Genomic DNA, 18,800 nt, shown 5'->3' on the forward strand with positions numbered 1-18,800 from the left:
ATATAGCAAATCGCTATTACCTTTGGTTCATCCTTTTATGTTTTAAAATACCAAATTTTTGATTTAATGAAAAAGCAGATCCTAATCATAACCGCCCCAATAAAAGCCCCTAACGTATTTAAAATGACATCATCAATATTTGAGACCCGGTACGTAAATAAATATTGACTACTTTCAATTAAAATAGAAAATAACATTCCCAAAAATGTTGTTCCCATTACTTTCGTTCTTAAACTTTTGAAAGCTATCGGAACTAAAAACCCAAATGGAATAAACAGTATAATATTGCCAACCAATATTTTAATTGGTGCAACAATTGTTGGACTATATACAGCAATTCGGTAGATACTTCGAAATGGGATAAAATTATAATTTCTCCCTCCAGGCCCGACAGGTCCTAATGAAGCACCGTAATTCCACATAAACAAAGTTACATAAATGACTGCTAACAAATAAACAAACAGACAAAGGATTAGTCCATCTTTAAGAATCATTCTTTTCTTTGGTTTACTAGGACGTTTAACAAAATGAAACTCAGGTTGGGGTTGAATTTGAAACACTCCTTTGATAAAAAATCTAGCGCCAAGTTACGTATAACTTAGGAATGAAACGTAAAAGCATTTTCGTACTCCCTTTCCATTATGAAACGGTGTCACCACTTTTGACAAGCATTATTTTCTCTCTTTATATAGACAAATTTCCCATTTAGGTAAAAGCTTACAGACTCCCTTTACTTGAGACGTACATACTAATAAAAGTAAAACTATTTTTTAGAGGAGTGACAAATGATGCATACAATGTGGAAAGGCTCGATAAGCTTTGGTTTAGTCCATATTCCAATAAAACTATATTCAGCAACCGAAAATAAAGACATAAAACTTAGAATGATTCATAAAGAATGCAATAGTCCAATTAAATATGAGCGCACCTGCCCTGTCTGTGAAAAGGAAGTTGAAAATGATGAAATCGTAAAGGGCTATGAGTATGAACCAGGCAAGTTTGTCCTATTAGATGCAGAAGATTTAGAAAAGATCGAGCAAGAACAGAACAAAAGTGTCGAAATAATCGACTTTGTAAAATTAGAAGAAATCGACCCAATTTATTTTAACCGCTCTTATTTCATTGGTCCAAACGATAATGGTCAAAAAGCGTACATGCTACTAAAACAAGCGATGGATCAATCTGGTAAAATCGGGATTGCCAAAATAACGATCCGTTCAAAACAAAATTTAGCCGTTGTCCGCGTTTATAAAAATACCCTTGTTCTTGAAACGATTTATTTCCCTGATGAAGTACGGAACATTGATCAAGTTCCTGGAGTACCCGATAATATCGAATTAAGTGAAAAAGAAATGGAAACCGCAATCCAACTAATTGAACAATTAACGACGACATTTGAACCTGAGAAATATACAGATGATTATCGTACCGCTTTGATGGACTTAATTCAAGCAAAAATTACCGGAAATGAAGTAAAAACATCAAAACAAACACCGCAAACAAATGTTGTTGATTTAATGGAAGCATTACAAGCAAGCATCGACCAAACAAAGCCGAAAAAACGAAAAACAACTAGGACAAAGAAAGCAACTGGTTAATGGTTAAGCTTTTAAAACCGATGCTTCCATCATTAGTTACCGAAATTCCAAGCGGCACCGATTGGGTTTATGAAGTTAAATACGATGGTTTTCGAGCGATCGTCTATCTTGAGGAAGAAAAAATAACGATTGTTAGTCGTAATCAAAATATTTTAAATGAACAATTCCCAGAAATTATTGAAGCCTTTAAGATGAGGGTACAAGACCTACCTCTCCCGATCATTCTTGACGGTGAGTTATGTGTCCTTGACTCTCCTATAAGGGCGAATTTTGAAAAAATCCAAAAGCGAGGTCGCTTGAAAAGTCTAGAAAAAATTGAACAAGCTAAAAAAGTAAGTCCCGTTACTTTTTTAGCTTTTGATTTACTTATGGAAAATGGGGACTACAAAACAAAAATGGCTCTTATCGAGCGAAAAAAACAGTTAAAAGCACTACTTGAACAATTCGGGAAACAATCCTTTGTAGATTATGTTGAACATCATGAACAACCGCACCGATTGTGGGGAGATGTTTTAAGTGAGAAAGGCGAGGGCTTAATTGCTAAGCAAAAACTAAGCTTATGGCAGGAAGGCCGCTCAAAACAATGGCAAAAAATTAAAAATATGGCGATCGCCTCTTTTTTTGTGTTAGCTTATGACGAAACAAATGCATTTTTTCATATCGGTTGCATATATCAAAATGAAATTAAATTAATTGGCAAAGTAGGCCAAGGCTTTACAAAAGAGGAAAAAGAAGCACTAATAGCGATTATCAAAAAAAATAGAGTTAAAACCGAGCAAGGACTAACGTATGTCAAGCCTAGTATTTGTATTGAGGTTGAGTTTCTAGAGCTAAGTAAAAATGAACTCCGGCATCCTAAATTTCGACGTTTTCGACTTGATAAGAAATGGGAGGATTGTACATGGGAAGCTATACCAAAGACAGAGCTGAGATAAGTGTAGAAGGGCAGAAAGTGACACTGACAAATATTGAAAAGCTAATTTGGCCAGAAAAAGAGCTTAGTAAATTTGATTATTTAAAGTTTTTAACCGTGGTAGCTCCCCATATGCTCCCGTTTTTAGAACATCGATTATTAACAGTCATACGCTTTCCAAACGGAGTTAATAAAGAATCATTTTACCAAAAAAATTGTCCAGATTATGCTCCCGACTATGTCGAAACAAAAGAAGCTGACGGAATCGACTATATCGTATGTTCAAAGCTACCCACCCTGTACTGGTTGGGAAATCAAGCTGCAATTGAATTTCATATTCCTTTTCAAACGGTTCATAGTAAAAACCCAAGTGAGATTGTTTTTGACTTAGACCCACCATCACAAAAGGAATTTCATCTAGCTATTGATGCTGCACTCATCTTAAAGGAAGTTTTTGATAATTTAAAACTGCATTCATTTATTAAAACTTCGGGTAATAAAGGATTGCAAATTTATTTACCATTAGATGAAACATACTCATATGCAGATACTCGAATTTTTACAAGCTTTATTGCAAGCTTTCTCGAAACAAAATATCCTAAATCATTTACAACTGAACGCTTAAAGAAAAATCGTAACAATCGGCTTTACATTGACTTTATACAGCACGCAGAAGGAAAGACAATTATCGCACCTTACTCGTTACGAGGAAACAAAGATGCGCTTATGGCGACACCGCTTCATTGGTCTGAAGTAACTGAAAATCTTCATCCGACTCAATTTCCAATGGAGGAAGGCATTAAGAGAATCAGAAATGGTATTCTTCCCTTTGCTGATTTCTTTGAAGCTAAAAAGAAACAACCATTTAATCAGGTTTTAGAAAACGTGAAAAAGGCTTACTCTAATTAAATAGAGTTAAGCCTTTTCTTTGTTCCTTTTTAAGGATCTTAAGTATATTAACCTTTTGGTGGAACATAATCAGGCTCCTCGTTCCCTTTTGTCCCCATCTTTTTTGCATTGTTTTTATCAGTTGCTCTTTGTTGCGTTCCATAATGATTTGGTCGAAATTTATCAAATGCATGTTTTGATTTAGCCATCATTCACTCCCCCTTCCATAACCTTAATATTTACAATATTAGTCTTGTGTATGTTATGAAGTTGTTGCGCTGATATGAAACATCTGGATACAAGAAAGGCGAAGAGCGGCTGCTGTGCTTCGACAAGCACTCTGTCAAAAAAAAGTTGGTAAAGCCCTTCGCTTTACCAACTTTCCTTTAATCGCTCAAAATGTTTCTTATCGAGACGTTCTTCTATTTTTTCCATAGCTTCTTCATCGCTTAAAAGTTCTTTTTTATTTTGATTTACTAAATCATCAAATGATAATTTTTTCATTTTTCGCATTTTACTGATCAGCCCCTCACAAGATGTTTTTACTACCAGTATGAACTAATGGGCTTTTATTTAAACATAATTATTTGAAAATTTCCTTTTTTATGTTCTCTTCGCGATGATTCATTTCACTAACATAGATTTGACCAGCTTCATCCATTGTCATAAGGAAACAGTCGGAATGATGACGAATGCCGTTTTTTTGTAGCTGTTCCTCTAACCATCCTTTTGTGCCAACTTTTTTCAAATTAGGTTCAACAATTTTTCCATCTTGAATGAGGACAGTCGGATAACCCTTAGGTGGCATTTGTTTTAACATGTCATTTGGAGTTAGTGATTGATATTGACTTTTCTTAATCACACTAATTTGACCGTTAGATTCCAAGACAGCATAGTCTACTTCATTTAAATCCGAAGCATCTTGTAAACGCATATCCATCAATAACGATTCTACCGTTATTTTGGCTTTCGTCAGTTCCTTATGTAAAATTTTCCCCTTTTCAATAATGATAATTGGCTCATCCTCAATCACACGCCGAAAGCGCGGTGTCTTTAACGCAATATAAGATAAAGCTAAATGTAATCCTGCAATGACAGCTGCAGCTGCTAGCGGACCACTGAGATCAATACTTCCATCGGCTAATGGTTCACCAACTACGTCACCAATAATGACAGCAAATAGAAAATCGATCGGATTAATAGCAACCATTGACCGTTGCCCTAATACTTTTATAATAATAAATACATATGTATAAACAATAAATGCTCTAATAACAAAGTTATAAATTTGTAAGTTATCGGCACCTGTCCAAAACTCAAACATTTTATATCAGTCCTTACTATAGAAAACTATGACTCATTGAGTCATAGTTCTTATTTTCATTACGGATTTTGATTAAATTGTGGTTCTTCCTGAAGGATCTGTTGATAACGACCTTCTAATTGCGTAACAATTCCTCGTTGTTGTTCAGCAAGTTGGCTATACAATTGTTTCATTTGTGGGTTTTCCGTTTCTAAGGAAAATTGCATTAAGCTTGCTTCCACACTTTGTGCTGAAGCAATCGATTGTTGCATTTGGGTTTGAATCGTCAAAAGTTCCACTCCTAGTCATTCTTCATTTTTTCTGCTTCTACTTCAGAAAAAGTAGCTAGCTCTGAGGCGTGATTACTTTTTCCCATCTTCTTTTTATTGTTATTACGCTGTGCGTTTGCATTGCCTTTTTTTTGTCTGCCCATGTCTTCCCCCCCTTTTGCAAGACTCCCCTTTAGTATTTCAATTCATTAATAAATTATTTACATGCATTTAAAGGCTATCAAGGGTAAATCATATGAACGAGAAACGTTAAGGAGGATAACGATGAGTGAAATGACTAATAAATCAATCGAATTTTTATTAAATGAACTAAATGACTGGGTAGGTTCCGAAATTACCATAGAAAAAAAAGAAAGGGATGATTTCGATATAAATAAACTCGATCTAAACGGGGTTGAAATTGTTCGACAAGTAGAAGATGAAGATGATTATGTCGATCCCTTTACCATTCAGTTACAAGGTAATGGTACCGTTTATCAAAAAGATGGGAAGTCAGCAAAACTACCATTGGATAGCTATGAGCTACCAATACACGAACTTCAATCTATTGAAGCCTCAAGCGAATTTCTAACAATAAAAACGGACCGGGCAACGTACGTTTTAAAAAAATAAAAAAGAGGCTGGACATATCAAAGTATCAGACCCGCAAGGCACCGAATATAGACGTATGAAAAATCTGTACGTCTATATTTAGTACGATCCGCGTGTTGTCAGACACTTTTGTCCAGCCTCTTTTGTTAGTAGAGTAAGGCTCTTATGCTTTTTCTTCAGCTAATTTTGCACGAAGTACCATTTGTAAAATACCACCATGACGATAGTAATCGATTTCTACTTCACTATCAAAACGAGCAACGACTTCGAATTTCTTTTCTTCGCCTGTTTCTTTGTTTAAAGCAACAACTGTTACTAAATCTCTTGGTTTAATTTCATTTGTAATTTGAACATTAAATACTTCTTTACCAGTTAAACCTAATGTCTCTGGGCTCTCTCCATCTTTAAATTGAAGTGGTAATACTCCCATTAACACTAAGTTGCTGCGGTGAATTCTTTCGAAGCTCTCAGCGATAACTGTTTTAATACCAAGAAGGTTTGTTCCTTTGGCTGCCCAGTCACGTGAACTACCCATTCCGTAGTCTTTTCCAGCAAGAACGATTAAACCGGTACCTTCTTCTTTATATTTCATACAAGCATCGTAAATCGCCATTACTTCGCCTGTTGGCCAGTAAGTCGTATATCCGCCTTCTGTACCAAGAGCAATTTGGTTTTTAATTCGAATGTTTGCAAATGTTCCTCTCATCATCACTTCATGGTTTCCACGTCGTGAACCATATGAGTTAAAGTCTGATGGGGCAATTCCTTTAGAAATTAAATATTTTCCAGCCGGTGTATCTTTGCCAATTGAACCAGCAGGAGATATGTGGTCAGTTGTGATTGAGTCACCGAACTTAGCAATAACATTTAATCCTGAAAGCTCCTTAACTTCTTCAGGCTCAGGAGACAAGTTTTCAAAGAATGGCGGGTTTTGAATATATGTTGAATCCGGATCAAAGCTATAAAGATTCTCTTCAGTGGTCTTAAGGTCGTTCCAACGTTGGTTTTCTTCAAAGACACGCTCGTATTCTTTCTTAAATAGCTCAGGCTTAACCGCTTGTGCCATTGCTGCTTTTACTTCTTCTGTTGTTGGCCAAATGTCCTTAAAGAAGACATCATTACCATCTTTGTCTTTACCAAACGAATCGTTTTGAAGGTCAAAGTTTACATTACCTGCTAATGCATAAGCAACTACTAGAGGTGGTGATGCTAGGTAGTTCGCTTTTACTAATGCATGAATTCTCCCTTCAAAGTTACGGTTTCCACTCAGGACTGAAGTAACTGTTAAGTCATTTTCAGCAATTGCTTTCTCAATTTCTTGAGGAAGCGGACCAGAGTTTCCGATACATGTTGTACAGCCATAACCAACTGTATTGAAGCCTAACTGATCAAGATAAGTAGTTAAGCCTGCTTCATTTAAGTAACCTGTAACAACTTTTGATCCAGGTGCTAAGCTTGTTTTTACATAAGCAGGAACTTTTAGTCCTTTTTCTACAGCTTTTTTCGCAAGTAAACCTGCACCAAGCATTACAAAAGGATTTGATGTATTCGTACAGCTAGTAATCGCTGCAATCATCACTGAACCTGTACCAAATGTTGATGTCTCTCCATTTGGATGCTTTACAGTGACTTCTTTTGCGATCTCTTCATCAGAAAGACCAAAACCACTGCTACCAACAGGAGCTTTTAACGCCTTATTCCACTCTGTCTTCATGGCTGACAATGGAATTAAGTCTTGAGGACGTTTTGGTCCTGAAAGATTAGGTTCGATATCTGATAAATTAATTTCGACTACATCAGTAAAAATTGGATCTTCACTATCAGGAGTATAGAATAAGCTGTTTGCTTTGCAATATGCTTCTACAATTGCAATTTGCTCTTCTGATCTACCTGAAAGACGTAGGTAATTAAGGGCTTCATCGTCAACTGGGAAGAAACCACATGTTGCACCATACTCAGGTGCCATATTAGAAACTGTTGCACGATCTGCTAAAGGCATTTCTGAAAGTCCTGGTCCGAAGAATTCAACGAATTTCCCAACAACCTTTTTCTCACGTAATACTTGAGTTACCTTTAATGCTAAATCAGTAGCAGTTGTGCCATTAGGAAGTGAACCTAATAATTTGACACCGATCACTTCTGGTACCGGGAAATATGAAGGTTGCTGAAGCATTCCTGCTTCCGCCTCAATTCCACCAACACCCCAGCCAAGAATACCAAGACCGTTAATCATTGTTGTATGAGAGTCTGTTCCGACTAAAGAATCTGGGAATGCTTCTAAGACACCATTTTTTTCAACAGTTTGAACAACACTCGCTAAATATTCTAAGTTAACTTGGTGAACAATTCCAGTTGCAGGAGGTACGGCACGATAATTATCGAATGATGTTTGCGCCCAGCTTAAGAACTTATAGCGCTCTTCATTTCTAGCAAATTCTAGATCCATGTTTTTGTCTAATGAATCACTTGACCCAAACTCATCTACCTGTACAGAGTGGTCGACAACAAGATCAACTGGAATAGCCGGGTTAATCTTATTTGGGTCTCCACCTAAGTCAGCCATCGCTTTACGAAGAGATGCTAAATCTACGACAGCTGGTACACCTGTAAAGTCTTGTAAAATTACACGAGAAGGCTTAAAAGGCACATCAATATCTTTAACTTCGTTTGTTCCCCATTTTGCTAAATTCTCCACATGCTCTTCTTTAATTACTGAACCATCAAATTGACGTAAAACAGATTCGAGTAGAATTTTGATAGAGTATGGTAGTTTGGTAACGTTACCAACACCAGCCTCTTCAATAGCTTGTAACTTGTAATAGTTATACTCTTTTCCATTTACTTGGAACGATGAACGTGCATTATAAAGATTTTTTTCCTTTGTCATATGTAAAACCCTCCTTCTACTTTATCTTATACCACATTTTCGCAATTCTCTAAATAGTTTATTCGAAAAAAGTTCAAAAAATCTTCTTTTTAAGTATAGCAAATTTTTATCAATTGTGGTTCGAATTAGACTTCACACATATTGGAATCTTACATCGAGACTTTATAAACATAATAAAACATTATTTTAGAAAAGATATATGATAGCGAAATGGAGGTGAAACTTATGGCCAAACGAAAAGCAAATCACGTACGCCCTGGTATGAATGATGCTAGCGCTCAAGGGATTGGAGCAGGTTTTAATTCCGAATTCTCAAACGAACCTCTAACTGAAGCCCAAAAACAAAACAACAAAAAAACAAAAAAACGTCAATAGAAACAATTAAAAAAAGCTGCCTCAAAGAAAAAGTATCAGTCACCTCGTCTACTAAATATAGATTGAACAATTTATATTTAGTAGCACAGCGAGGTGCACTGACACTTATGGGGACAACCAATCACTCTCTTTTAGTACTGACTTAAATTACCCTTCATTTCCTCTAGTTCAGACTCAAACTTTTGCAACTCAGTTCTTTGATGCTCTGAAGCATTACGAAGCGCCTTTTGAATAACTTGTTCTGCTTCCCTTATTTCGCGCTCGGCTTGTTTTAAATGATGACCAAAGTCTTCATCAGCTGGTTGTAAACTGCTTGTAGCTTCTTCTGCTTGAACAAATGCCTGCTGGGCTGCCTGAAATGCTTGCTGTTTGTTTTTAATATATGGCAAAACAAACTCCCCCTTTGTTTACTGTAGTGCATTGTTAGTTTTTATAAGTAGACCAAAATCTATTCACAGTAACGATGAATAGATTTTGGCAGCGGTTAAAATACTAAGAACGCTTGCATTACTTATGAGGAGGAATTACTATGACTGAAAAAAACACTTATAAAGATCAACGTAAAAATTCGCCAAAAGGTCATAATCCAGGGCAACCAGAACCTTTAAGTGGTTCAAAAAAGGTAAAAAAACATAATCATGTAGGTCAAACTGACGGTGAAAGCTAAAAATTAACGTCAATATTAGAGGCTCCTCCAATCGAAAAGTATTAGTTACCTTGTAACTACAAATAGATTTTTCACTTACATTTCTATTTGTAATATCACATAAAGGTAAGCTGGTACTTATGCGGAAGCCTCTTCTTATTTATTTTTAACTGTGACCAGAAATTGTGATGAAGGTTAAAACTCGTTGTCTGCTGTTTTTAATGTTCATCATTTCACTTCAATTTTTTCTAATGCAGCAACAATAATATCTATTTCTTCAGCAGTTATCGTCCGAAAATCTAAGATTACTTGGTCAGCTTTCATTCTTGAAATAATTGCAGGTTTGTTTAACCTCAACTTGTCAGCTAAGACAGTTGCAGATAGGTGAGCTGAAACAATTGCGACTGCTTTTGTGGCAATCTCCTCTGTCGGCATTGTCCCACCACCAATTTGTGATACCTCGTCAAGTAATTGGCATGAATAACTTGAACAATGCTCATTTAGCATGTTTATAAACTTTTCAGCTTTTTGCTCAACTTCTTGTTTCGAAGCTAAAATGTCTCTAACTGTAGGAATATCCTTCGTCGCTGTTTCGTTTTCGTACGCTTTTAATGTTCCTTCAAGAGCCGCTAATGTCATCTTGTCGACTCGCAGAACACGCGCCAATTGATGCTTTTTCAGTTTTTGAATGAGTTCCTTTTTCCCTGCAATAATTCCTACTTGGGGGCCACCTAACAGCTTGTCTCCACTAAAAGAAACAAGATCAACGCCCACTTCTAATACTTTTGAAACAACAGGCTCATTACCAATCCCGTGCTGTCTAAAATCATATAGAGCTCCACTTCCTAAATCCTCATAAAAAATGACGTCACCATGTTGTTTCGCCAACGCGACTAACTGCTCTGAATCAACCGAAGCCGTAAAACCGACAGTTTTAAAATTACTCGTATGGACTTTTAATACCATCGCAGTCTCTTCGTTAATTGCGTTTTCATAATCATACAAGTGTGTTTTGTTCGTCGTTCCTATTTCAACGAGTTTAGCCCCGCTCTCCTCCATGATTGATGACACTCGAAACGAGCCGCCAATTTCAACTAATTGGCCACGGGAGACAATAACCTCCTTATCCTTGGCTAATGCCCGTAAAATCAAATAAACTGCTGCGGCATTATTGTTTACAACCATCGCCGCTTCGGCACCTGTGATCCGTTGAATGACTTCATCGATAATGTCATGTCTCGAGCCGCGGTTTCCTTCCTCAATCCGATATTCCAAGTTTGAATAATTTTGGGCTGTTTGCACGACTAGTTCCATAGCGAGATTACTTAACTTCGCTCTGCCAAGGTTCGTATGGAGGATGGTTCCTGTTCCATTAATTACTCTTCTTAAATAGAACGGTTCATACGTTTCCAATTTATCATTTAATCGTTGAAAAACTAATACCGTAAATAGCTCTTTATTCGGAACTGTTGCTACTTTAAACTCCCCATTTAACAGCTCTTCTCGAAGTTGGTCGATCTCAAGCTGAACGAGATCCGTCATCTCATTTTCATTGATGTTATAGTTTTTACAGAAATCTACAAAACGTTGATCAGCTTTCAAGATATGTATCGCTGGTATCTCCCGTAGAAATTGCTTCATTGGACACTCCCCATTTATATAATCTTATAGTGAATAATTATACCTAAAATCGAATCAAAACACTAACTTCTCTAAAAAAACAAAAACAGAAATTTCCAGAAATATTTTTTTCACTTTTACACAAAATATCATTGAGGAACAGCGCAACTGTTTCTCCCATCTAAAATTGATTTATTGGGTAATAAAGATTTGCTTTTCTAACCTCAAGGGGTGATACGCTTTGCACAGCATAGCCTTTTACGCATTGTTCTAACCTAGAACATCGAAATGAGGTGTCTCCGAAAAAAACAGATCGATAAGACCCCAGAAGCGTTAATCAAGTAGATGGAAAAAGGTGATCGGTTAGCCCGATCACCTTTTTAATTTAATTGCTGATTAGAAGCGGTCCATTCGACACACTTTTAATGGTTAAGATTATTGCCTTTGCCAAACGATTCTCTTTCTTTTAGCTGCACTGCTCTCTCCCTATATTCTAAATAAAGACCAGATAAATAAAGAGTCAATCCAATTCCTAATCCGATTCCAAAACCTTTTGTAAGCTTATTCTTCATTTGTTTTCCTCCCCTAAATTAATTGCTTGTCTACTAATATTATACAAGAAAGAACGAGGGATAGGATACATTATTTTACAAATTTAACCTGTATTAAAAAAGCACTCATAATGAGTGCTTATAGCGCTTCCATCTTTTCAATAATTTCCTCAGTATCCGGAAATGATCCCGTTTCAAGCTTAGAGTAGACCTTCGTACCATTTATTATTACTTCAAAAGCTCCACCTGAACTAGCGACAAGCTCTAATTTTGTGATTTCAGATCGAAAATGATTGAACATTTCTTCTGCGAAACTCGCAGCTTTAGGGGCAAAGTTTCACTGCATACAAAATTGAACTTCAATTTGATAACTCATACATATAACCTCACTTTATTCGTTTTTCTCATTCTATGATAATATTTGTCAACAATCAAAGAAAATGCTTATAATACTCTATAGGAGGTGCAAACGAGAATGGAAAATTTAATTAAATTAACGACATTAACAAATAAAGGCGGTTGAGGTTGTAAAATTGGTCCAGAGGACCTTGCACAAGTTTTGTGCCAATTACCAAAGCGAAGCTATGATCCAAATGTTCTAGTTGGACATGAAACATCAGATGATGCGGGTGTTTATCAATTAACTGATGATATCGCGATTATTCAAACAGTCGATTTCTTCACGCCAATTGTTGATGACCCATATATGTTTGGACAAATTGCTGCGGCAAATTCTTTAAGTGATGTATATGCAATGGGGGGAACTCCAAAAACCGTTTTAAATATTGTCGGCTATCCGATCAAAAAATTGGGCCCAGATATTTTAGCGCAAATTCTATGTGGTGCTTCAGATAAAGTTCAAGAAGCAGGAGCCGTCGTTATTGGTGGACACTCCATTGATGACCAAGAACCAAAATTCGGGTTATCCGTTACTGGGATCATTCACCCTAACCGTGTCTTTAAAAATGTTGGTGCCAAAGCTGGAGACGTACTTATTCTAACAAAACCAATTGGAGTAGGAATTCAGACAACAGCAATTAAGCGAGACAAACTCCCTTTGGAACAACTACGTAAAGTCATGGAAACAATGGCCGCTTTAAATGATAAAGCAAGCTTCGCCCTCGAAAACCTTCATCCAAATTCAGTAACTGATATCACTGGGTTCGGTTTATTAGGACATGCATTTGAAATGGCCAAAGGTAGCGATGTTACGTTTAACCTACAGTACAACAAAGTTCCTATATTAGCTGGCACAATAGCCTTAGCAGAGGAAGGAATTGTTCCTGGTGGCTCAAAAGCAAATCATCGTTGGTTAGCTAATGATGTCGAGTATGATGAGGATTTAAAGGAATTTGAGCAATGGATACTATGCGACGCAATTACATCCGGCGGTCTTCTCGTTTCATTACCTGAAGATGAGGCACTTCGTTATGTAGATGACTTACATAACTTAGGCATTGCCGACGCTAGAGTTATTGGAAATGTAGTAGCTAAGCAGGAAAAGTCATTGTACATTAGTCGCTAAAAAGCTCGAGGAACAAGCTCACTTGTTCCTCATTTCTAATTGAAGGTGGATCCTATGAACTTAAAAAGAATTAAAACATTTATGATGGTACTTGATTACAAAAGCTTTTCAACAGTCGCTAACCTTTTGAACCTAAGTCAACCTGCTGTTAGTAAACAAATTAAAACTCTTGAATTGGAGTTAGGGATCAATTTGTTACATAGAGAAACAGTGGAACCCACCGAAGCCGGAAAAGTCGTGTATCAAAAAGGGAAGAAATTCCTTTACGACTGGGATGTTCTCGTCGAAGAATGCCGACGTCTTCAAGGCGAACTCACTGGTGTCCTGCGGATCGGTGCAAGCTCAGTTCCCGGAACGTATATTGTACCTGGGTTATTACGTAAATTTTTAAATGTACATCCAGGGGTTGATATTCAACTAACGATTCATGAGTCAGGAGAAATTCCTGTTCTATTAAAAGAAGGTTCGATTGATGTTGGCTTTGTTGGTAGTGATCCGATAGGTGCTGAGATGATAAGTCATATCGTTAAAAAAGACCATTTTATATTAATCGGCCCTAAAAATAGTGACGAGATCACCGATTTATCGACGATCAAAGATTTACCCTTTATTTTTCGTAGTGAAAAATCCGGGACTTGGCAAGGGGTTGAAAAGAGCCTTAAGCCATTTGGAATTTCAACACATGAGTTACGCTGTATTGCGAAAGTTAAATCAACCGAAGCTGTGATTAGTATGGTTGAGGCAGATCTTGGATATTCTGTAGTCTCAAGCATCGCAGCCACTCAAGCGATGAAGCAAAATCGCATAAAAGTAATAAAAAATCTACCTAATGAGCGGAACTTTTACTTAACCTATTTATCATCCAAAAGCATCCACCCGGCCATGGTCTCCTTAGTTGCTTTAACTAATGCCGACAATCCAGACTAAGGTCAAACAGCTAATAATTTGGACAGTGAAACCTAGTATTTGGTAACCACTGTCCTCTTTACTAGCTTTTGAAGACAGCGAATTCTAATATATGGTAAAATCTGTCCTCTTTACTAGCTTTTGCGGACAGCGAATCCTAATTTCTGGTAATTTCAGTCCTCTTTACTAGCTTTCGTGGACAGTAAATCCTAATTTCTGGTAAATCCAGTCCTCTTTACTAGCTTTCGTGGACAGTAAATCCTAATTTCTGGTAAATCCAGTCCTCTTTACTAGCTTTTGAGGACAGCAAACCCTAATTTCTGGTAAATCCAGTCCCCTTTACTAGCTTTTGAGGACAGCAAATCCTAATTTCTGGTAAATTTAGTCCTCTTTACTAGCTTTCGTGGACAGTAAATCCTAATTTCTGGTAAATCCAGTCCTTTTTACTAGCTTTTACGGACAGGAAATCCTAATTTCTGGTAAATCCAGTCCTCTTTACTAGCTTTTGTGGACAGTAAATTCTAATTTATGGTAATATCTGTCCTCTTTTCTAGCTTTCGAAGATAACTTATTCTAATATCTGGAAAACCTTGCCACTTCACTTTCATTTGAAAACACGAATCCTAATATCTGGTCCCCCCAAGTGAATAACAACCTATAAATCATCAATACGAAGTTTACTGGCTTCCTCTAGACTCTTACATTATGCTCCTCCATCGTTCTCGTACAGGCTGTTACATATTTTTGCTCTAGTTGGAGAAATTAAGCACGGCAAGAAAAAAGCTAATAAAAATAGAGGTGCTACTATGCAAAATGAAAATAATTCAGAGATTATGAACGAAGACTTTAAAATGGTTCAACAAAACGTAAATGAATTTCAAGATGGATTTAAGTTATCAAAATCGGGATTTGATGCAACTATGCCTGGGCATACGACAAACCATCCACAACACATGATTTTACGACAGGAGCCTAGAACCGTTCGATCTGAGGGATCAGGGATCAGCTTACCAGCTGATGTCCGTTTAGAGATGGGGCTGATGCTAGACGAACATTTATGTGCTTTAAATGTTGCGTTACATCAGTATACAAAGCATCATTGGTTAACAGAAGGCGCAGAATCGTTCATTAGTTTACATCATTTATTAGATGAACATATTGATGTTACACAAGATCACATCGATAAAGTTGGTGAGCGAGTAGCAAGATTAGGCGTAGTTCCAACGGCGCATCCTGTGACACAACATGAAATTTCTTATATCAAGCACGAAGTTGAAGGTCGCTATACAATGAGGGACTTTTTACGCAATGACCTAGAGCATGAATTAAAAATACAGCTAATGATGCGAAAAACAATTGAACGTGCCCACCAACTGAAGGATTTCGGGACTGTTCAAGTTTTAGAAGATGTGCTACTAAAGCGTGAAGATTTAGGCTACCACCTCTGGAGTGTGTTAGAGGATGACTCTTTAGTTAGAGGCATGAGCCACTTCTTTGACGGGAAAGATGATATCTCAAAAACGCGCCCAATTAATCCGAAAATCCAATAACAGTAAAAGAGGCTGCCCATTAGCAAAGTCTCAGTCACCTCGTTTACAATAGATCGCGCATGTACATACATACACTCTAACTATTGTATCATTCGAGATGCGCTGAAACTTAAGGGACAGCCTCTATTATTTAACTAATTGCTTGTACAAACTAAGATATCGAGCCATTTCATCCTTTAATGAATGTTTGTCAAAAACATATTTTTGACCGTTTATAGACATCTTTTTTCTTAAATGATCATTGCTAAATAAGCTTACGACCTGCTCATAAAACTCGTTTGGATGATCAAACAATAGCCCATTTTCACCATGGGTAATAACACTGCGATTTCCACCATTATTTCGCGCTATCACCGGTTTCTCTAAGAACATCGCCTCTAGTAATGCGGATGACTGCCCTTCTGATATTGAAGTGTTAATGACTAAATCACTTTGCCGATAAATATCCTTCATAACCCGAAGCGGGACTTCTTCTAGATAATTAATCCATGGGTAACTCTTTTCGACTTCGCGGACAGCTTCTACTACCGAACCCTCTAGAGGTGCACCTAATATCGTAAACGTTAAACCGCTCAATTGTCTTTTAAGTTCCACTAATGCCGGCAAGACAAACAAAACATCCTTTACCGCTCGTAAACCTGCCGGTAACAATATGTTTGGACCTACATCGTCAACGGTAAGGGGTAATGTTGAGTTCTCATCTGAAGCTTCATCAGGAAACCAGACGCTTTGTTCGATGATATGAACCTTATCAGTCATACTATATTCATCTGCTAGTTTTTGCTTTGCATCCTCACTAAACACGGTAATGGCAGCTGCCTTGTTTAATACGTAACCAATTTTCTCTTTGTATTCACTTTTAAAAATATCGATGTTTACATCTGTTCCCCCAGAAGTTATGATGTACGGTTTTTGAATATGATAATTATTTGCTTCTAACCACTCAGCAAACCTCCGAAAATGAAGGACATGAAGAAAATCACTTTGTTCGATTTTGTTTATTAGTTGCGAAAATGTCTGTTCATCATAAGCAACTACATTTGCCTTAATGTTCATCTGACCAAGCCCATCAACAATTCGCCTTGCTGTTGTCGCATTACCACGCCCTTGATGGTAATACGGTGTTAAAAATGCGAGAGAAATACCTGTTAGGTCTTCGGTTATTCTTGAAGCCATTTGTCATACTCCGGCTTTTTCCACTGGCGTTTCGTCTCAGCTCGAACAGTTAGTTTCAAACGGTCTAGTAGTTCCATAAATGGAACCAAATATTTTCTTGATAACTGCAACACTTCTTTTGCATCTTGAAGTTCAAATTCATCACTCGTTTTTTCTCTTAACTTTTTAATCGCTTCTTTTAAATGACCTGTCGAAACAAAATGTTTTTCATCAAGGGCGATCACTTTATTTGTACGGACTAAATAATGCTTTAAATCCTCTTGGAACTGTGGTGGTAATTGGGCTCGACCGACGACATACTCCCATGCCTCAACTTGCATTCCTTGTGTTTCTATTTCATTAACAACCTGTTCCATTCGTTTTGCCCATTTTTTTGGATAATGAGGAACAAATTTTGCTAAAGCGATAAATTGCCCACGTTTACTGATTTGTTCATCTTGTTCGCCTTTTTCGAGGGTAAACTCTAAAAGTTTAACAGGATAATTTTGTTTTAAAGAGTGCAGCACTTCCGCCTTACTCTTTCCTTCTCTTAACGAATTTTCTTCATGAAATTCTGCAAGGTCACGACTAATCAGCTCGACAATCTCTTCGTATACAGCCGTTAAAACAAACCCTTGGTCAGCTTGAATGACATCGTTTTTCTCTAGCAATTCTTTCATCGTAGTAGATACGACCTCTTCTGATAAATCGACTTGCTTTTGTATTTGACTAATCGTTAAAAACTTTTCGTCTTTTAATGTATCAATGATACGTTCTAATGGTGATCCCTCTTTTTTTCGTTCTAGTAAATCAATCGTCTGTTCACCAAACTTATATTTTTCACCGTTTGGATCAATTACAAAGCCACCACCAATGGTTTCTACCGGTGTCGGTCTTCGTAAAATAAACCGGTCTCCCCGTCTTGTAACAATTGGTTCATCTAAGCGTAATTGACATAAAATTATTTCTGGTTCATCGCCTACTACTTCATTCCGATCGAAGTATACAATTTTCCCATAAACTTCTGCAGTACCAAGATGAAGTTTGATATGACCACGTTGCTTGAGCGGATGGTCTAATCCTTTTAATGTGTGTAGCGAGACATCAATCGTTGAGGTTGTCAAGTATTGCTGTGTGGAAACGAGAACATCGCCCCGTTTCACGTCATCTTTAGAGACACCGCCAAGATTAATCGCCGTTCGCTGTCCAGCGTAGCCCTTTTCTTTCTTTTCATGATGAACTTGCAGCTGTCTTGCCCGAACTTTTATGCCTTGGGGTAAAATTTCAAGGATATCGCCTTCTTGAATCGCTCCTTCATAAATCGTCCCACGAACAACCGTTCCTTGCCCGTGAACGGTAAACACTTGGTCAATCGGGAGGCGAAAAGCACCTTTTGCATCACGACTTGGTACATCATTCAGCTTTTCTTCAATAAGATCTTTTAAATGATCAATGCCGGTTCCTGTAATGCTGTCGACAAATGCAAAAGAGGCACTCTCCAAGAACGTTCCTTCAACTTCCAGGGCAATATCTTCTTTAACAAGCTCTAGAAGCTCTTCATCAACCCGATCGATTTTCGTGACAACAATAATCCCTTTTTTAATTCCTAATAATGATAAAATATCTAAATGCTCTTTCGTTTGCGGCATCACACCTTCGTCAGCGCTAACAATTAGCATGACTAAGTCTATACCAGCAACACCAGCAATCATTTGCCTAATAAAACGCTCGTGCCCAGGTACATCTATAACAGATACTTGAATATCGCTTTTAAGCTTTAGTGGTGCAAACCCTAGCTCAATAGAAATATTCCGTTCTTTTTCTTCTTTTAGCCGATCAGTATCAATATTCGTTAACGCTTTTGTTAGCGTTGTTTTCCCATGATCTATATGCCCTGCCATTCCAATTGTATAAAAGCGGTCTCCCATATTGGCATACCAACCTTTCTATCACTTTTTCTATGTATGTATTTGAACGTATTCCTCCTCTACTTTACTCTTAA

The 18,800-nt window shown here is 37.2% G+C and carries 22 protein-coding genes; 9 read left to right on the plus strand and 13 right to left on the minus strand.

The window, feature by feature from the left end; all coding sequences use genetic code 11:
• Positions 1-35: 35 nt before the first annotated feature.
• Positions 36-494 (minus strand): VanZ family protein, encoded by a 459-nt coding sequence (locus ACK4M9_RS18770; RefSeq protein WP_409853972.1) that lies wholly within the window; start codon positions 492-494, stop codon positions 36-38.
• A 294-nt stretch (positions 495-788) separates the two neighbouring features.
• On the opposite strand from ACK4M9_RS18770, the gene ku reads away from it, so the two are divergent.
• The 3 genes from ku to ligD (ACK4M9_RS18785) are packed head-to-tail and all read left to right on the plus strand — an operon-like array spanning position 789 to position 3,420.
• Entirely contained in the window at positions 789-1,598 is an 810-nt protein-coding gene (gene ku / locus ACK4M9_RS18775; protein ID WP_409854054.1) for a non-homologous end joining protein Ku, read from the plus strand.
• Entirely contained in the window at positions 1,598-2,533 is a 936-nt protein-coding gene (gene ligD, locus ACK4M9_RS18780; protein ID WP_409853975.1) for a non-homologous end-joining DNA ligase, read from the plus strand. The genes ku and ligD (ACK4M9_RS18780) overlap by 1 nt, the downstream gene beginning before the upstream one ends.
• Entirely contained in the window at positions 2,500-3,420 is a 921-nt protein-coding gene (gene ligD, locus ACK4M9_RS18785; protein ID WP_409853978.1) for a non-homologous end-joining DNA ligase, read from the plus strand. The genes ligD (ACK4M9_RS18780) and ligD (ACK4M9_RS18785) overlap by 34 nt, the downstream gene beginning before the upstream one ends.
• 47 nt (positions 3,421-3,467) lie before the next feature.
• On the opposite strand, the gene sspN is transcribed toward ligD (ACK4M9_RS18785), so the two are convergent.
• From sspN to ACK4M9_RS18810, 5 genes are all read right to left on the minus strand, one after another.
• The gene (sspN, locus tag ACK4M9_RS18790) at positions 3,468-3,611 is read right to left on the minus strand and encodes a small acid-soluble spore protein N (protein ID WP_409853980.1); all 144 of its coding nucleotides are present in this window, start codon (positions 3,609-3,611) and stop codon (positions 3,468-3,470) included.
• A 160-nt stretch (positions 3,612-3,771) separates the two neighbouring features.
• Positions 3,772-3,912 carry an FbpB family small basic protein gene (locus tag ACK4M9_RS18795; RefSeq protein WP_409853983.1) on the minus strand — a complete coding sequence of 47 codons (141 nt, stop codon included), beginning with the start codon at positions 3,910-3,912 and terminating at the stop codon, positions 3,772-3,774.
• A 70-nt stretch (positions 3,913-3,982) separates the two neighbouring features.
• On the minus strand, positions 3,983-4,723 hold the full coding sequence (locus ACK4M9_RS18800; RefSeq protein WP_409853986.1) for a DUF421 domain-containing protein: 741 nt from the start codon (positions 4,721-4,723) through the stop codon (positions 3,983-3,985).
• 59 nt (positions 4,724-4,782) lie between these two features.
• A complete protein-coding gene (locus ACK4M9_RS18805) occupies positions 4,783-4,992 on the minus strand; it encodes a DUF1657 domain-containing protein (RefSeq protein WP_409853989.1) in 210 nt (69 codons plus the stop codon).
• A gap of 11 nt (positions 4,993-5,003) precedes the next feature.
• On the minus strand, positions 5,004-5,135 hold the full coding sequence (locus ACK4M9_RS18810; protein WP_409853991.1) for a hypothetical protein: 132 nt from the start codon (positions 5,133-5,135) through the stop codon (positions 5,004-5,006).
• A 121-nt stretch (positions 5,136-5,256) separates the two neighbouring features.
• Here ACK4M9_RS18810 and ymzB point away from each other — a divergent pair, with 121 nt between their 5' ends.
• A complete protein-coding gene (ymzB, locus tag ACK4M9_RS18815) occupies positions 5,257-5,604 on the plus strand; it encodes a protein YmzB (protein WP_409853993.1) in 348 nt (115 codons plus the stop codon).
• Between the two features lie 142 nt (positions 5,605-5,746).
• Here the strand turns inward: ymzB and acnA are convergent, their stop codons facing one another.
• The gene (gene acnA / locus ACK4M9_RS18820; RefSeq protein ID WP_409853996.1) at positions 5,747-8,470 is read right to left on the minus strand and encodes an aconitate hydratase AcnA; all 2,724 of its coding nucleotides are present in this window, start codon (positions 8,468-8,470) and stop codon (positions 5,747-5,749) included.
• Positions 8,471-8,695: 225 nt separating this feature from the next.
• On the opposite strand from acnA, the gene sspO reads away from it, so the two are divergent.
• The gene (sspO, locus tag ACK4M9_RS18825; RefSeq protein WP_409853998.1) at positions 8,696-8,845 is read left to right on the plus strand and encodes a small acid-soluble spore protein SspO; all 150 of its coding nucleotides are present in this window, start codon (positions 8,696-8,698) and stop codon (positions 8,843-8,845) included.
• 131 nt (positions 8,846-8,976) lie between these two features.
• Here sspO and ACK4M9_RS18830 read toward each other — a convergent pair whose 3' ends face one another.
• On the minus strand, positions 8,977-9,234 hold the full coding sequence (locus ACK4M9_RS18830) for a hypothetical protein (protein WP_409854001.1): 258 nt from the start codon (positions 9,232-9,234) through the stop codon (positions 8,977-8,979).
• Positions 9,235-9,374: 140 nt separating this feature from the next.
• Between ACK4M9_RS18830 and ACK4M9_RS18835 the strand changes: the two genes are divergently transcribed.
• On the plus strand, positions 9,375-9,512 hold the full coding sequence (locus ACK4M9_RS18835; RefSeq protein WP_409854004.1) for a small acid-soluble spore protein P: 138 nt from the start codon (positions 9,375-9,377) through the stop codon (positions 9,510-9,512).
• Positions 9,513-9,719: 207 nt separating this feature from the next.
• Here the strand turns inward: ACK4M9_RS18835 and selA are convergent, their stop codons facing one another.
• The 3 genes from selA to ACK4M9_RS18850 form a co-directional block, all read right to left on the minus strand.
• Positions 9,720-11,132 carry an L-seryl-tRNA(Sec) selenium transferase gene (gene selA / locus ACK4M9_RS18840; RefSeq protein WP_409854007.1) on the minus strand — a complete coding sequence of 471 codons (1,413 nt, stop codon included), beginning with the start codon at positions 11,130-11,132 and terminating at the stop codon, positions 9,720-9,722.
• Positions 11,133-11,533: 401 nt separating this feature from the next.
• Positions 11,534-11,683, minus strand: a complete 150-nt coding sequence (locus ACK4M9_RS18845; protein ID WP_409854009.1) for a hypothetical protein — start codon at positions 11,681-11,683, stop codon at positions 11,534-11,536.
• A 118-nt stretch (positions 11,684-11,801) separates the two neighbouring features.
• Positions 11,802-12,038, minus strand: a complete 237-nt coding sequence (locus ACK4M9_RS18850) for an Rdx family protein (protein ID WP_409854012.1) — start codon at positions 12,036-12,038, stop codon at positions 11,802-11,804.
• Positions 12,039-12,137: 99 nt separating this feature from the next.
• Here ACK4M9_RS18850 and selD point away from each other — a divergent pair, with 99 nt between their 5' ends.
• The 3 genes from selD (at position 12,138) to ACK4M9_RS18865 (ending at position 15,643) form a co-directional block, all read left to right on the plus strand.
• Positions 12,138-13,187 carry a selenide, water dikinase SelD gene (gene selD / locus ACK4M9_RS18855; protein ID WP_409854015.1) on the plus strand — a complete coding sequence of 350 codons (1,050 nt, stop codon included), beginning with the start codon at positions 12,138-12,140 and terminating at the stop codon, positions 13,185-13,187.
• A 54-nt stretch (positions 13,188-13,241) separates the two neighbouring features.
• Entirely contained in the window at positions 13,242-14,114 is an 873-nt protein-coding gene (locus ACK4M9_RS18860) for a selenium metabolism-associated LysR family transcriptional regulator (RefSeq protein WP_409854018.1), read from the plus strand.
• A gap of 785 nt (positions 14,115-14,899) precedes the next feature.
• Positions 14,900-15,643, plus strand: coding sequence for a Dps family protein (locus tag ACK4M9_RS18865; RefSeq protein WP_409854020.1), 744 nt, complete (start codon positions 14,900-14,902; stop codon positions 15,641-15,643).
• 126 nt (positions 15,644-15,769) lie between these two features.
• Here the strand turns inward: ACK4M9_RS18865 and ACK4M9_RS18870 are convergent, their stop codons facing one another.
• On the minus strand, positions 15,770-16,819 hold the full coding sequence (locus tag ACK4M9_RS18870) for a glycosyltransferase (protein WP_409854022.1): 1,050 nt from the start codon (positions 16,817-16,819) through the stop codon (positions 15,770-15,772).
• A complete protein-coding gene (gene selB / locus ACK4M9_RS18875) occupies positions 16,804-18,726 on the minus strand; it encodes a selenocysteine-specific translation elongation factor (RefSeq protein ID WP_409854024.1) in 1,923 nt (640 codons plus the stop codon). Before selB ends, ACK4M9_RS18870 begins: the two co-directional genes overlap by 16 nt.
• Positions 18,727-18,800: the final 74 nt, after the last annotated feature.

Origin of the sequence: Anaerobacillus sp. (assembly GCF_046314235.1) — a bacterium.
Classification (GTDB): domain Bacteria; phylum Bacillota; class Bacilli; order Bacillales; family Anaerobacillaceae; genus Anaerobacillus.

What these genes read in the sequence shown, in the direction of transcription:
- ACK4M9_RS18770 (WP_409853972.1), bottom strand. Translation starts at nt 494, where the DNA reads ATGATTCTTAAAGATGGACTAATCCTTTGTCTGTTTGTTTATTTGTTA.
- ku (WP_409854054.1), top strand. Translation starts at nt 789, where the DNA reads ATGCATACAATGTGGAAAGGCTCGATAAGCTTTGGTTTAGTCCATATT.
- ligD (WP_409853975.1), top strand. Translation starts at nt 1,598, where the DNA reads ATGGTTAAGCTTTTAAAACCGATGCTTCCATCATTAGTTACCGAAATT.
- ligD (WP_409853978.1), top strand. Translation starts at nt 2,500, where the DNA reads ATGGGAAGCTATACCAAAGACAGAGCTGAGATAAGTGTAGAAGGGCAG.
- sspN (WP_409853980.1), bottom strand. Translation starts at nt 3,611, where the DNA reads ATGATGGCTAAATCAAAACATGCATTTGATAAATTTCGACCAAATCAT.
- ACK4M9_RS18795 (WP_409853983.1), bottom strand. Translation starts at nt 3,912, where the DNA reads ATGCGAAAAATGAAAAAATTATCATTTGATGATTTAGTAAATCAAAAT.
- ACK4M9_RS18800 (WP_409853986.1), bottom strand. Translation starts at nt 4,723, where the DNA reads ATGTTTGAGTTTTGGACAGGTGCCGATAACTTACAAATTTATAACTTT.
- ACK4M9_RS18810 (WP_409853991.1), bottom strand. Translation starts at nt 5,135, where the DNA reads ATGGGCAGACAAAAAAAAGGCAATGCAAACGCACAGCGTAATAACAAT.
- ymzB (WP_409853993.1), top strand. Translation starts at nt 5,257, where the DNA reads ATGAGTGAAATGACTAATAAATCAATCGAATTTTTATTAAATGAACTA.
- acnA (WP_409853996.1), bottom strand. Translation starts at nt 8,470, where the DNA reads ATGACAAAGGAAAAAAATCTTTATAATGCACGTTCATCGTTCCAAGTA.
- sspO (WP_409853998.1), top strand. Translation starts at nt 8,696, where the DNA reads ATGGCCAAACGAAAAGCAAATCACGTACGCCCTGGTATGAATGATGCT.
- ACK4M9_RS18835 (WP_409854004.1), top strand. Translation starts at nt 9,375, where the DNA reads ATGACTGAAAAAAACACTTATAAAGATCAACGTAAAAATTCGCCAAAA.
- selA (WP_409854007.1), bottom strand. Translation starts at nt 11,132, where the DNA reads ATGAAGCAATTTCTACGGGAGATACCAGCGATACATATCTTGAAAGCT.
- ACK4M9_RS18845 (WP_409854009.1), bottom strand. Translation starts at nt 11,683, where the DNA reads ATGAAGAATAAGCTTACAAAAGGTTTTGGAATCGGATTAGGAATTGGA.
- ACK4M9_RS18860 (WP_409854018.1), top strand. Translation starts at nt 13,242, where the DNA reads ATGAACTTAAAAAGAATTAAAACATTTATGATGGTACTTGATTACAAA.
- ACK4M9_RS18865 (WP_409854020.1), top strand. Translation starts at nt 14,900, where the DNA reads ATGCAAAATGAAAATAATTCAGAGATTATGAACGAAGACTTTAAAATG.
- ACK4M9_RS18870 (WP_409854022.1), bottom strand. Translation starts at nt 16,819, where the DNA reads ATGGCTTCAAGAATAACCGAAGACCTAACAGGTATTTCTCTCGCATTT.
- selB (WP_409854024.1), bottom strand. Translation starts at nt 18,726, where the DNA reads ATGGGAGACCGCTTTTATACAATTGGAATGGCAGGGCATATAGATCAT.